General features: G+C 48.2%; 11 protein-coding genes and 1 other annotated feature. Of the genes, 1 reads left to right on the top strand and 10 read right to left on the bottom strand.

Annotation, left to right across the window (positions count from 1 at the left end):
- Complete coding sequence (locus tag AC4E8B_RS18560) at positions 1-1,314, bottom strand: bifunctional folylpolyglutamate synthase/dihydrofolate synthase (protein ID WP_490214790.1); 1,314 nt, start codon at positions 1,312-1,314, stop codon at positions 1-3.
- Positions 1,315-1,391: 77 nt separating this feature from the next.
- The gene (locus tag AC4E8B_RS18565; RefSeq protein WP_490214791.1) at positions 1,392-4,034 is read right to left on the bottom strand and encodes a valine--tRNA ligase; all 2,643 of its coding nucleotides are present in this window, start codon (positions 4,032-4,034) and stop codon (positions 1,392-1,394) included.
- A 71-nt stretch (positions 4,035-4,105) separates the two neighbouring features.
- Positions 4,106-4,343 (bottom strand) — a binding site (T-box leader).
- A gap of 160 nt (positions 4,344-4,503) precedes the next feature.
- Here AC4E8B_RS18565 and AC4E8B_RS18570 point away from each other — a divergent pair.
- Positions 4,504-4,695 carry a hypothetical protein gene (locus tag AC4E8B_RS18570; RefSeq protein WP_009796068.1) on the top strand — a complete coding sequence of 64 codons (192 nt, stop codon included), beginning with the start codon at positions 4,504-4,506 and terminating at the stop codon, positions 4,693-4,695.
- Between the two features lie 5 nt (positions 4,696-4,700).
- Here AC4E8B_RS18570 and ysxE read toward each other — a convergent pair whose 3' ends face one another.
- The 8 genes from ysxE to hemA all read right to left on the bottom strand — a co-directional run bounded on the left by ysxE (position 4,701) and on the right by hemA (position 13,712).
- A complete protein-coding gene (ysxE, locus tag AC4E8B_RS18575; RefSeq protein WP_490214792.1) occupies positions 4,701-5,774 on the bottom strand; it encodes a spore coat protein YsxE in 1,074 nt (357 codons plus the stop codon).
- Between the two features lie 117 nt (positions 5,775-5,891).
- A complete protein-coding gene (locus AC4E8B_RS18580; RefSeq protein WP_490214793.1) occupies positions 5,892-7,184 on the bottom strand; it encodes a LysM peptidoglycan-binding domain-containing protein in 1,293 nt (430 codons plus the stop codon).
- 228 nt (positions 7,185-7,412) lie between these two features.
- On the bottom strand, positions 7,413-8,702 hold the full coding sequence (hemL, locus tag AC4E8B_RS18585; protein WP_490214794.1) for a glutamate-1-semialdehyde 2,1-aminomutase: 1,290 nt from the start codon (positions 8,700-8,702) through the stop codon (positions 7,413-7,415).
- A gap of 58 nt (positions 8,703-8,760) precedes the next feature.
- Positions 8,761-9,741 carry a porphobilinogen synthase gene (gene hemB / locus AC4E8B_RS18590; RefSeq protein ID WP_490214795.1) on the bottom strand — a complete coding sequence of 327 codons (981 nt, stop codon included), beginning with the start codon at positions 9,739-9,741 and terminating at the stop codon, positions 8,761-8,763.
- A 1-nt stretch (position 9,742) separates the two neighbouring features.
- Positions 9,743-10,522, bottom strand: a complete 780-nt coding sequence (locus AC4E8B_RS18595) for a uroporphyrinogen-III synthase (RefSeq protein WP_490214796.1) — start codon at positions 10,520-10,522, stop codon at positions 9,743-9,745.
- On the bottom strand, positions 10,519-11,454 hold the full coding sequence (gene hemC / locus AC4E8B_RS18600; RefSeq protein WP_490214797.1) for a hydroxymethylbilane synthase: 936 nt from the start codon (positions 11,452-11,454) through the stop codon (positions 10,519-10,521). The genes AC4E8B_RS18595 and hemC overlap by 4 nt, the downstream gene beginning before the upstream one ends.
- A 59-nt stretch (positions 11,455-11,513) precedes the next feature.
- Positions 11,514-12,347 carry a cytochrome C assembly family protein gene (locus tag AC4E8B_RS18605; RefSeq protein ID WP_490214798.1) on the bottom strand — a complete coding sequence of 278 codons (834 nt, stop codon included), beginning with the start codon at positions 12,345-12,347 and terminating at the stop codon, positions 11,514-11,516.
- Between the two features lie 15 nt (positions 12,348-12,362).
- On the bottom strand, positions 12,363-13,712 hold the full coding sequence (hemA, locus tag AC4E8B_RS18610; protein WP_490214799.1) for a glutamyl-tRNA reductase: 1,350 nt from the start codon (positions 13,710-13,712) through the stop codon (positions 12,363-12,365).
- Between the last annotated feature and the right edge of the window lie 78 nt (positions 13,713-13,790).

The raw sequence follows: 13,790 nt of genomic DNA on the forward strand, positions 1-13,790 counted from the left end.
TTAACATTTTTCCCCAAGCAGCGATTTCAGGAATGGTTTAACGGCAGAGAGGAAATAGAGCGATCCTGTCACTACCAGAACATCAGCAGAATGCAGGCTCGTCAGCTCTGCCCCGATGGCCTCTTCCCAGCTGGCATATGCCGCTTTATTTTTGGATGCACTGAGGCCGGCAAGCATTTCAGCATCTGCAGCCCTTGGGAAATCAAATTGGGTAAATGTAATTTTATCGGCAGCTTCATCAAGGATCCTGATCATACTATCCAGCTTTTTGTCTGACAGTGCCGCAAAAACAATGGAAATGCGTTTGCCCGGATACCTTTTTTCCAGCTCTGCTGCAAGAGCCGTGATGCCTTCTTCATTATGGGCGCCGTCCATCAGGATGACAGGCTCTTCCGAAAGAAGTTCAAGCCTGCCTGGCCAATAGGCTTCAGCAAGGCCTTGTCTGATATCTTTTTCTTCGATCATGAATGAGTAGTACTGATTTAAGAGGCCTGCAGCTGCAACAGCCAGCGCGGCATTCTTTGTCTGATGCGAGCCAAGCATGCTGATTTCCAGGTCCTTATATTCGCTGAAAATCGTGCTGACGGTGAATCTTTCTCCATGGTCAATCGATTCATGGCCCATGATCCCGATTTCACTGCCTAGCCGGTACAGCTTTGCTTTTTTCTCTTTGGCGGTTTTCTCAATAACAGAGAGTGCCCCTTCCTGCGAAACTGCCGTTATGGCAGGGACGCCGCTTTTGATGATTCCCGCTTTTTCAAAGGCTATCTGTTCATAGGTATCTCCAAGGATCGCCGTGTGGTCAAGGCCGATGCTGGTAATGACGGATAGAAGCGGGTGGACAATATTGGTCGAATCAAACCTTCCTCCCAGGCCGACTTCAAACAGGGCGATATCCACCGGGTTTACATCGGCAAAATAACGGAAGGCCATTGCAGTGATGACTTCAAATTCAGTCGGTGCCCCAAGCTCCGTCTTTTCAAGCTCCTCGCTGAGCGGGTAAATATCGTTAACGAGACTGAGGATTTCTTCATCCTTCACAGGCTGGCCGTTCAGGCTGATTCTTTCATTGAATTGTTCAAAATAAGGGGAAGTGAACGTTCCCGTTTTAAAGCCGGCATTTACAAGGATGGAACGCAGATAGGCAACCGTTGAGCCCTTGCCATTCGTCCCCCCGATATGTACACTCTTGAGCCTTCTCTCGGGATGGTCCAATTTTTCCATCAGCCATTCCATCCGCTTGAGCCCTGGCTTGATACCGAGGCGAAGGCGGGAATGGATCCAGGATACTGCTTCTTCGTACGTTTGAAACATAGTGTCTGCCTCCTGACATAGGAAACCATACGGAAAGACGAATCCTGCCTGGATCCGCCTTTTCCTGTATGGGTGGTTTACCCTTTTAGTTCATTTAAGCGAGCTTCGACAATTGCTCTCTTTTCAGTATAATCTTTTTCTTTGGCGCGCTCTTCTTCGATGACCTTTTCAGGCGCTTTTTTAACAAAGCCTTCATTGGAGAGCTTCTTCTGTACACGCTCGACCTCTTTGTTCAGCTTATCCCACTCTTTTTGCAGCCGGGCAATTTCTTCATCGATGTTGATGAGGCCCTCCAGCGGCAGGATGATTTCAGCTCCGGAAACGACTGCTGTCATCGCCTTATCAGGTGTTGCGGCAGTGCGGCTGATTTCAAGCTCTTCCGGATTGCAGAAACGCTCAATATAAGCTTTATTGGATGAGAGTGTAGCAAGAACTTCCTCATCATTCGGCTTCAGGATCATCTTAATCTTTTTGCTCAATGGTGTATTCACTTCTGCACGGCTGTTCCGGACAGATCGGATAATTTCAACAAGCAGCTTCATGTCTCCTGCTGCCTTCTTATCAGAGTATTCTTCCTTCACCTTCGGCCATTCGGCGATCGTGATTGATTCGCCGCTGTGAGGCAGGTTCTGCCAGATTTCCTCTGTAATGAAAGGCTTGAACGGGTGTAGGAGCCTCATGGTATTATCCAGTACATAAGCAAGGATCGAACGGGTCGTTTTCTTCGCAGCTTCGTCTTCACCATAAAGCGGAAGCTTCGCCATTTCAATATACCAGTCGCAGAAATCGTCCCAGATGAAGTTATAAAGCACCCGGCCGACTTCCCCGAATTCATAGCGGTCAGAAAGCCTGGTTACCGTTTCAATCGTTTCGTTCAATCTTGTCAGGATCCATTTATCAGCTACTGACTTTTCTCCTGTCAGGTCGATGTCTTCATATTTCAGGCCGGCCATATTCATAAGAGCAAAGCGGGAGGCATTCCAAATTTTATTGGCAAAATTCCACGTCGCTTCTACCTTTTCCATGCTGAAGCGCAGATCCTGTCCAGGCGAGCTGCCAGTCGAAAGGAAGTAGCGGAGTGAATCGGCACCATACTGGGCAATTACGTCCATCGGATCTACTCCGTTGCCGAGTGATTTGCTCATTTTCCTGCCTTGCTCATCTCTTACCAGTCCGTGGATGAGTACATCCTTGAATGGGCGCTCTCCTGTGAACTCGAGGCCTTGGAAGATCATCCGCGATACCCAGAAGAAAATGATATCATAGCCTGTTACAAGGCTTGCAGTCGGATAATAGCGTTTGAAATCAGGATTTTCTTCATCAGGCCAGCCCATTGTAGAGAATGGCCACAGGGCGGAGCTGAACCAGGTATCAAGAACATCATTATCCTGGGTCCAATTCTCCGCATCAGCCGGCGGCTCGGAATCTACATACACCTCGCCTGTTTCCTTGTGATACCATGCCGGTATCCGGTGGCCCCACCAAAGCTGCCTGGAGATGCACCAGTCGCGTATGTTTTCCATCCAGCGGAGGTACGTGTTTTCAAAACGGTCAGGGACGAAGTTGACTTTGTCTTCCTTCTGCTGAAGGGCCACCGCTTCATCTGCCAGCGGCTGCATCTTGACGAACCACTGTGTGGACAGATACGGCTCGACAACAGCTCCGCTCCGCTCAGAATGGCCGACAGAATGCATATGCTCTTCAATTTTGAAGAGTACACCGCTGTCCTGCAGGTCCTTCACGATCTGCTTGCGGCACTCAAAACGGTCGAGGCCGTTGTATTTGCCGGCATTTTCATTCATGGTTCCGTCCTCGTTCATAACAAGGATGCGCGGAAGATCGTGGCGGTTCCCGATTTCAAAATCGTTCGGGTCATGGGCAGGAGTGATTTTTACTGCACCAGATCCGAATTCCTTATCCACATAATCATCGGCAACAATCGGGATTTCACGTCCGGTAATCGGCAGGACAACCATTTTTCCGATCAGATGCTGATAGCGTTCGTCTTCTGGGTGAACCGCTACCGCTGTATCGCCAAGCATGGTCTCAGGACGGGTTGTGGCAACCTCAATATATCCTGACCCGTCAGCAAGCGGATAGTTCATATGATAAAAGGCGCCCTGGACATCCTGATGGATAACCTCTATATCTGAAAGAGCCGTCTTTGTTGCAGGATCCCAGTTGATGATATATTCGCCGCGGTAGATCAGCCCTTTTTTATAAAGAGAGACAAATACTTTATTGACTGCCTTTGAAAGCCCCTCATCCATTGTGAAGCGCTCGCGGCTGTAATCGAGCCCGAGGCCAAGCTTAGACCATTGCTGGCGGATATGCTCTGCATATTCCTCTTTCCACTTCCAGGTTTCTTCAACAAATTTTTCCCGGCCAAGGTCATAGCGGGATTTCCCTTCGCTTTTCAGCTTCTGCTCGACTTTCGCCTGTGTTGCGATGCCGGCATGGTCCATTCCCGGAAGCCATAATACATCATAGCCCTGCATCCGCTTCATGCGGGTAAGGATATCCTGCAGCGTCGTATCCCAGGCATGGCCCAGGTGCAGTTTGCCTGTTACATTCGGCGGCGGGATGACGATGGTATAAGGCTCTTTGCTTTCATCATCCTTCGCTTCAAAAAATTTGCTCCCGATCCACCATTCATACCGTCCTTTTTCAATATTCTGGGGATCATACTTTGTTGGCATCGCCAGTTCATTATTTTCCATTTGATTTCCTTCCTTCCTTGTATCTATGCGTGTTTTAAGTACCTGGACAAATAAAAAACTCCATTCGTCAATAAAAGGACGAATGGAGTTGATTTCGCGGTACCACCTTTTTTCCGGGCAAGTATTGCAGTCCTGCCAGGCGCTTAATAAGATAACGGTTTTCCCGTCTTCCACTACTGTGAACAGATTCTGTTCGCGGAAGAAGCTCAAGGGCGACATTCCAATGATTCTGCCTGAAAAACCTCTCAGCCTCCGGTTTTCCTCTCTTTAAGCAGCTTGCACTGTACTCTTCCCTGTCAATGCTTTTCTGATGATATATATGATATAGTACCGAATTTCGCTGTTTATAGTCAATAAGTATCGGCAATATTTTTTAAAATCATACATCACCCCGTACGATTCTAAAAAATAGGCACTTAACCAGGGAAGGGGTCATAGAATGGAGTAAAAGAGATTAGGGGGAGAACAGATGAAGAGGAAATTCAATCCTTATACTTTGCCTCCGTGGCTGAGGACCTTTAGAAGCGTTTGTGCCCAATTCATTATTCCCTTCTGCGTTTTTCAGGGAATACGGACCATTCTCATTCCGACCACCTTTGATGTTCTTTTGCTTTCGGTCTTTATTTTGCTTGCTTTGGCGCTGCATCTTGAATTCATTTAGAGCCCTCAGGACGAATTGTCCGGGGCTCCTTCCTGTTCGGCCTGTGCCTTTGCGGCTGCTTCCTGGGCCTGCTGCTTCTGCCTCTCGACTTCATCGATCCTCATGACAATGTATTCGGTGTTCTTCAGCAGCCAGAATTGCCGCTGGAACTGCTGGACAAGCTTTCTTTCATTTGCGGCACCGCGGTTTTTGTGATAGGTTTCCGCCTCCCTCAGAACAGGGCCCGGATGGGCAAGATAGCTCTGGAACAAAAGCATTTCATCCTGCTTGAACGGCATATATTTGAAGTAAGTATACAGCCATTCAACACTTTCATCGCTCCGCTTCGGGTAACTTCTGAGCGATCGTGACAGAAACGGCAGGAGATCATGCAGCGGGGAAGCCTGGCGCGACTTTTCAAAATTGCTGAAATAGCCGTAGCCTCTTTCATCATACAGAAAATGCTCTGTCGAGACCTTCCCATGGATAATGACGGTCCGCGCTTTTTCATCATCTTTCGTTTTTTCATGCCAGTCCTTCAGTTTGCCTTTCGAGAATTTCAGGGCCTGGGTTATATCATGGTAATACAGGCAGAACAGAAGCTCAAATGGCGCCATATACTGCTTTCTTTCGCATTCTTCAATGAATCCCTCACAAAACTCGGTCTCTTTCTCCCAGGCAAGCAGGGTCTTCTCATAATGCTCCTGCCGCTCCTCACCGGTCACATTGACTTCCTTCAATGAGAGCGTATGCAGCCTTGCAAGCTCCCGGAACATCTGCTGATGGCGTTCAAATCGGTTTTCCTTTTCTTCGTTGGCCAGCCATGGCATTAAATAATACAGTTCACTTTCATGAAAAACAGCATAGCGGCCGTCTGCAGCCGGATATATCGGTACGATCCGGTTGTAGCCTCTCTGATAAAGGGACTGCACCTGCCTGATAAAATCGGTCCCTTGCTGGGCTTTCAGCTTTTTCAGAGCAAATACGCCTTTATCGGAATAAATCTTCCTGGTCCTGCCGTAGTCCTCCACAAAGTGGGGCTGGACAGCATAGTGCTTTAAAATCGGGGAAACCGCTGCTAATCTGTTGCTTCCTTCCATACGAGTGTCCCACTTTCTTATTGGGTTGGTGATACTCCGGAAATAAAAGAAACAGTTGAACAGGTACCTGCATACCTGCCCAGCCTGTTTCAAACTTGCCTTATTGGCTGCAGCCGGCTATTTCTGATAGGCATGTGCAGGAACATAAAGCACCTGGCCTTCATAAATATCCTGGCTCAGCTCCAGGTGATTGACTCTTAGCAGCGCCGGAACAGGAACCTCATATCTTTCAGCGATGATATCGAGCGTATCGCCCTGCTGAACGATGCACACCTTCATCCTGGCAGACTGCTCTTCTTCCTTTCGGGCAAGAAACTCAGCCAGCGACAAGCTCTTGCTTTTTTTCTTAGCAGCTGATTTCTTCTTCTTTGGCGCCTGGTCAGAGGAAGATTCGCTTTCTTCCTGCTGCGCCTTGAAGCCGGTCAGTATTTCTGCAGGCTGCACTTCTGTCTTCTTATCGCCGGCATAAGTATTATCTGCTGGAATTTCACTCCTGAACGATGAAAAGGCAATGTCAGGCACTTGTTCTGCTGGTTCAGCATGGTATGCTGCTTCTGGTGCCGGAAGCTCATGATCTTTGCTGATGGCATCAAAAAACGCCGCAGGCTTTTCTTCTTTTTCAGCCTCCTCCGGCTGCTTTCTCGCTTCGGCAGTAAAAGGGGCAAATATATCTGATCCCTCTGTGTTTTCTGTTTCTTCTTCCTCTTCCGCTCCTGCCCCGGCTTTATAAATAGAGTCCTTGTAGCCAGTATATTCCGGGAGCTGCACCTCTTCATTGTTCTCTGTTATTAACTCTGCCGGCGCTGCCGAACGGAATAAAGGCTCCAGCTCCTTTTCAGTCTCCGCTTCTTCTGCCAGCAATGGCTCAAAATGATCCTGCTGCGGCTCCTCTTCCTGAGCATCTGCCTCTTCTTCCTGCTCTTCCGGCCTTTCAGCGTATTCCTGTGCACCATCCTCCCCCTCATACTCAGCGGCAGGATGCTGCTGTTCCCCGTACAGGCCGGTGATGGTCAGATCAGCTGTCAGCCTCATGCAGCTTCTTTCCTGAAACTGATAATCAAAAGAATCAATATAGACATCCAAATCATAGACGCTTCCTATCCTATTATTCGGAATGGTTATATCAACCGGAAAATGGTGAGAAAATTCGAAGATCCCCCCTTCCCTCTCTTCAACGGATTGAATGAACTTTGGACTGGAAAACGGTTCTTCCTGTTCAGCTTCTTCATTTTTCCTGTACTCTCCTGCCAGTTTCAGCGATCCTTGGATTGATACATATTGTTCATGCTCCTGGATGGTTATATTCGGATCAAGCGAAATAGAAACAAGCTCAGATACTTCCTGTCCTTTTTGGAACCAGACGGATTCTTCCAAAGAAAAGCGCAGGCAAGATTGATCTTCCTGGGACAAAGCGACTCCCCCTTTCAGCACTTTCACGTATAATCACTATGTCATTAACACTCTATGAACGGCAGATATTAATTATGATTAGATTGTGAAAACTTATGGGCAGGAAGGAGACGAGAAAGGGCAATGTACTCTAGGAGGGGACTATTATTATTAAAGACGCGCTGGGAGCAGGGCTGGTCAAACGGAGATACATTAAAAAACAGGCCGGATTCATCCGGCCTGCTTCAATCAGCCTTTCAGCTTGGAAAATGCAAGCTCGGCTGCGTTCAGTGTTTTTTCAATATCTTCATCGGTATGGGCGGTTGATAAAAATAGACCCTCGAATTGGGATGGAGGCAGGAAGACTCCTTCATTTGCCATTTCACGGTAATAAGAAGCGAAATAGTCCAGATTGGAGGTTTTAGCTTTTTCATAGTTGATCACTTCTTCGTTTGTAAAGAAGAAGCCGATCATTGAACCGGCACGGTTAACGGTCAAGGGGATATCATGCTTTTTCGCTGCTGCATAAAGCCCTTCTTCCAGCCTGTCTGACTTCCGTTCAAATTCTGTGTAAGATTCAGGGGTAAGCTGGCTCAGCGTTTCGTATCCGGCAGTCATGGCCAGCGGATTGCCTGATAATGTTCCTGCCTGATAGATCGGGCCGCTCGGGGCGATTCTTTCCATGATTTCCGCTTTTCCGCCATAGGCGCCTACCGGCAGGCCGCCCCCGATTACTTTGCCGAGGCAGGTAATGTCAGGCGTAACGCCGCAATAGCCTTGCGCGCAATTATAGCCGACGCGGAAGCCTGTCATGACTTCGTCAAAAATCAGCAGTGTCCCATATTCACTCGTAATGTCCCTTAATGCTTCAAGGAAACCTGGCAGCGGAGGGACAACCCCCATATTGCCGGCAACAGGTTCTACGATGACACCTGCAATATCATCACCGAATTGCTTAAAAGCATATTTGACGCTTTCCATATCATTATAAGGTACTGTAATGGTATTTTTGGCTATGCCTTCAGGGACCCCGGGGCTGTCAGGAAGTCCGAGCGTGGCGACACCTGAGCCTGCTTTGATCAGCAGGGAATCGCCATGGCCATGGTAGCATCCTTCGAATTTCAATATCTTATTCCGGCCTGTATATCCGCGGGCAAGGCGCAGGGCGCTCATTGTCGCCTCTGTACCTGAAGAAACCATCCTGACGATCTCGATGGACGGCACCCGTTCAATCACAAGCTTGGCCAGCTCATTTTCGGCAATGGTCGGGGCGCCGAAGCTTGTACCGAGTTCCGCGATCTTCTTGATCCCTTCCACGACCCTGTCATTTGTGTGCCCAAGGATTAAAGGCCCCCAGGACAGCACATAATCGATATATTCATTTCCGTCAATATCATAGATTTTCGATCCTTTTCCGCGCTCCATGAAAATCGGATCCATATTGACCGATTTGAATGCACGGACCGGGCTGTTGACGCCGCCTGGCATCAGCGATTTAGCTTCCTTGTAGGCTTCAGCCGACTTAGTATAAGAACGCATGCTTTTCCCTCTTTTCTTCTTTTTGGATTATTCAAGAATAGGATGGCTTTACCTAGCATTACTGCTGTTCTTTAATCCATCTTGCGGCATCTTTGGCATGATAGGTGATGATCAAATCAGAGCCGGCGCGCTTCATCCCCGTCAGCATCTCCATCACAATGTTCTTCTCGTCAATCCAGCCATTTTGCGCAGCTGCTTTCACCATTGAATATTCGCCGCTCACATTATAGATGACCATTGGCAGGTTCACTGCATTTTTCACGTCTCTTACAATGTCCAGATAAGGCATTCCAGGTTTTACAATCAGGAAGTCTGCACCTTCGAGCAGGTCGGCTTCTGCTTCCCTGAGAGCCTCCATGCGGTTTGCCGGATCCATCTGATAAGCTTTCCGGTCCCCGAATTGAGGGGTGCTGCCGGCTGCATCACGGAAAGGGCCGTAGAATGCAGAAGAATATTTGACTGCGTATGACATGATCGGCACATCCAGGAAGCCAGCTTCATCCAGTCCGGCCCTGATGGCTGCAACGAAACCGTCCATCATATTGGAGGGGGCAATGATGTCAGCGCCTGCTTTAGCCTGGCTGACTGCCGTCTGGACAAGGAGCTCAAGGGAAGGATCGTTCAGCACCTTGCCATCCTCTATCAGCCCGCAATGGCCGTGGCTCGTATATTCGCACAGGCAGGTATCAGCGATGATGACCACTTCGGGAAACTTAGACTTGATCAGCCTTGTGGCTTCCTGGACAATTCCATGATCATGATAGGCCTGTTGTCCGCATTCGTCCTTTTCCAGCGGAATCCCGAATAAAAGGACAGATTTGATTCCTAACGATACAACCTCTTCCATTTCTTCCTCAAGGCGGTCAAGAGAAAGATTGTACTGGCCTGGCATAGAAGCGATTTCCCTTTTAATGTTTTCTCCTTCTGCAACGAAGATGGGATAAATCAAGTCTTCAATACGGAGATGATTTTCCCTTACAAGCGCTCTCATACTGGCAGTCTGCCGTAAGCGGCGGTATCTGCTGAACTGCATATCCATTTTATTTCCTCCTCGGATTCAATTCACTTACAATGCTTTTTACCATTTCTTCAATTGTATATTCTGCAGGGACCACCCGGACATCAAGCCCGAGCTCTTCTGCCTTTTTCTGTGTAACCGGGCCGATGCAGGCTACAAGGCAGCCCCTGATATTTTCTTCAGCATCAGACTGGCGGACAATTTCCATAAAATGCTCAACTGTCGACGGACTGGTGAAAGCCAGTACGTCCAATGACCTGCTTTTCAGCATCATGGCAAGCTTTTCTGCGCTTTCCTCAGGAAAGCCCGTTTCATAGATAATGATCTCCTTCGGCTCAGCACCCGCCTGCCTGAGCTGGTCTGCAATATAGCTCCTGGCTTTATTGCCTTTTGGAATCAGCACCTTCATGCCATTTTCAGCAAAGGGAAGGAACTCTTCTATAAATCCCTCGGCGGCAAATTCGGCAGGAGTAAAGCTGACGGCAAGCCCAAGCTCTTTTGCAGCTCTCTCTGTTTTCGCGCCAATGGCGGCAATCCTGGGAAAGGATGCGTTTTGTCCGGCAAAAGATATAAAAGTTTCAAGAGCATTTTTACTTGTGAAAATAACCCAGTCGTATGCAGGAAGCTCCCTGACAGCTTGAAGGATTTCTTCAGTTTCTGCTGCCGGCCTGAATGCAAGCAGCGGGATCTCAACCGCTATGCCGCCATAGCTGCGGATCAGCTCCGAAAATGGTTCCGCCTGATCCTTCCCCCTTGGTACAAGCACGTTTTTGCCTGCAAGAGGAAGGCTCTCGCCGGTCATTCTCCGTCAAGCTCCTTTTTCACGTCATCAATAAGCTTTTTTGCGCCCATTTCAATCAGCTTTTCTGCAGCTCTCAGGCCGACTTCTTCAGGATCGGCACCTTTGACTTTTTCTTTATAAATCGTCTTGCCGTCAGGTGATGCCACAAGGCCCGTGAGCTCGATTTCGCCCTGGCCATTCAGCACGGCATACCCTGCAATCGGCACCTGGCATCCGCCCTCCATTTTATGCAGGAATGCACGCTCGGCCAGGACTGTCTGATTGGTTGTCTGGCAAGTGAATTTGCTCAGCAGCTCCAGCAGCTCCTTGTCGCTTTCGCGGCACTCGATGGATAAGGCTCCCTGTCCAACGGCCGGCAGGCAAACTTCAGGCTCCAGGAATTCCGAAACAGTATCAGATGTCCAGCCCATCCTTGATAGACCAGCTGCAGCCAGAATGATGGCATCATACTCATCTGTTTCAAGCTTTGCAAGTCTCGTATCAATATTGCCCCTGATCCATTTGATTTCAAGATCAGGGCGCTTCGCGAGCAGCTGTGCGCCCCTCCGCAGGCTGCTTGTGCCGACTACCGATCCCGGCTTTAACTGATCCAGCGTCTGATGCCCTTTGGAAATCAATGCATCGCGGTGATCCTCTCTTTCAGGGATAGATCCGATAACAAGCCCTTCCGGAAGGACCGCAGGCATGTCTTTCATGCTGTGGACAGCCATGTCGATTTCCTCATCGAGCATAGCCTGCTCAATTTCTTTTACAAATAAGCCTTTTCCGCCCACCTTGGATAAAGTCACATCAAGGATCCGGTCTCCTTTAGTCACGATCTCCTTCACTTCAAACTCGAAAGAATCGTCTATCTTCTTCAACTGGTCCATCACCCAGTTTGTCTGTGTTAATGCAAGCTTGCTGCGTCTAGAACCGACAATAATTTTTCTCATGACAGCCTCCTATGTATAGGGGGCAAGGCTTTTGCCAAGCCCCCTGATATAAACCATTATTACGAATTCCAAAAATGGAAGGATGAAAGTCTTCCAAACAGGAAAAAGTTGATGAGTACAATTAAAAAGGATGCGATATTCCACAGGGCCAGCGATTTGCCGGAAAACCCCCTTGCCACCCTCACATACAGGTATACGCTGTATACGCCAAGCACGATGAATGAGCCAATGACCTTCGCATCATACCAATGCATATCAGCTACCTTAATATAGGCCCACTGCGTCCCGAGGATCAGACTTATAATCAGCATTGGTACACCGATTACATTTAATACATATGACATATGCTCAAGCCTCGACAAATCTGCAATTCTCAGGAGCCTGGATCCCCATTTCTTCCTCTTTAGCAGGTCATACTGAATAAGATACAGCAAAGAGAAGACAAATGACAGTGAAAAGGCGCCGTATGAAAGGATTGCGACTGTTATGTGGATCAGGAGCAATTCCGATACAAGCTGCTGGGCCATGACTTCAGATTCGTACTGAACAGGTGCGAAGGTATGGATGGCCATGATGACAAAACCGAGCACATTCGTGAAAAAGACGATAAAATCCACCCTGAGCAGGCGGTTGATCCCGAGCGAAAGGGTGATAAGCACCCAGGCATAAAAATAGAGCCCTTCAAAAATGGTCAGGACCGGAAAACGCCCTGTGTTCTTCATATATAGAAACAGAAAAACCGTCTGCAAAGTCCACACAAATGCAAGTAACCAGAAGGCAACCCTGTTGGCCTTCCGGTTATTGTGAAGAAAGTCGATGAAATATAAAAGCACGCATAAAGCATACAGTACGACTGTTAGTTCATGCAGCCTTGTCATATAGATGTCAAACATTGCCCAGAACCCCGCTTATGATTGAAGGGAAGGCACGGCTTGCTTCACTGCTGCCCGCATTGGTGCTGCTGCCTTCACTTCATCATCATGTTCTGCAACTAGGTCTTCTATATTGAAGATTTTCACAAATAAATCCAGGGCCTTATCGGCATCAGCTTGTGCAGCCATTTCCTTGGCCTGCAGGATTGGATCTTTCAGCATCTGGTTGATGATGCTCTTCGTGTGTTTGTTCAGCACTTTTTTGTCGCGCTCACTGAGATGAGGCAGTTTTCTTTCAATGCTGTTCATGGTTTCGGACTGGATGGCCAAGGCTTTCTCACGCAGGGCGGAAATGACTGGAACAACCCCAAGGAGGTTGAGCCATTGCTTGAATTCCACAATCTCGCCTTCAATCAGCAGCATGATGCTTGCTGCCGCTTTCTTGCGTTCCTGAAGATTTGCCTCTACGATGCCTTCCAGGTCATCAATATCATAAAGGAAGACGCTGTCGAGCTCGGAAAGTTTCGGATCAAGATCGCGCGGCACAGCAATATCCACCATAAAGAGCGGTTTGCCTTTGCGCATCTTCTCTACATGAACCATCATTTCTTTCGTAATGACGAATTCCTTTGCACCTGTAGAGCTGATGAGGATATCAGCTTCCATTAAAGCGCACTGCAGCTCCTGGAGGGTCTTGGCTTCACCGTGGAATCGGCTCGCCAGATCCTGAGCCTTTTCAAACGTTCGGTTGATGACAGTAACCTTGCTTGCCCCGTTGGCATGCAGATTCTGAATGGCCAATTCTCCCATCTTCCCTGCACCAAGGACAAGGACATGCTTCCGGTCAAGGGAGCCGAATATCTTCTTGGCCAGCTCAACGGCAGCATAACTGACTGAAACCGCATTTGCGCCGATTTCAGTTTCAGAATGGGCTTTCTTCGCCAATGTAACAGCCTGCTTGAAGAGCTGGTTAAATACAGTGCCTGTCGCCTGCTTTTCCTGTGAAGCCAGGAAGCTTGAACGCACTTGTCCAAGAATCTGCGTTTCGCCAAGCACCATGGAATCCAATCCGCAGGCAACTTTAAACAGATGCTCTACAGCACCGTCCTGTTCGTAAACAAACAGATACGGAGAAAATTCTTCATGGGCCATATCAAACCACTCAGACAAAAATTCTTTTATATAATAGCGGCCGGTGTGAAGCTGATCGACCACTGCGTATATTTCAGTGCGGTTGCAAGTAGATAGGATGACATTTTCCAGGATGCTCTTTTTGCTGTTCAATGCCATCATGGCATCCCCCAGAGAATCCGGATTGAATGTCAAACGCTCGCGGATTTCGACAGGGGCAGTTTTATAGTTTAAGCCTGCTACAATAATATGCATAAAGTGTTTGCACCCCCAGCTAAGTACGTAGTTCAATATAATAATTATAACATTTTTTTCGTGTGAAATTGTGAACAG

This window comes from Bacillus sp. SRL543 (assembly GCF_984799205.1).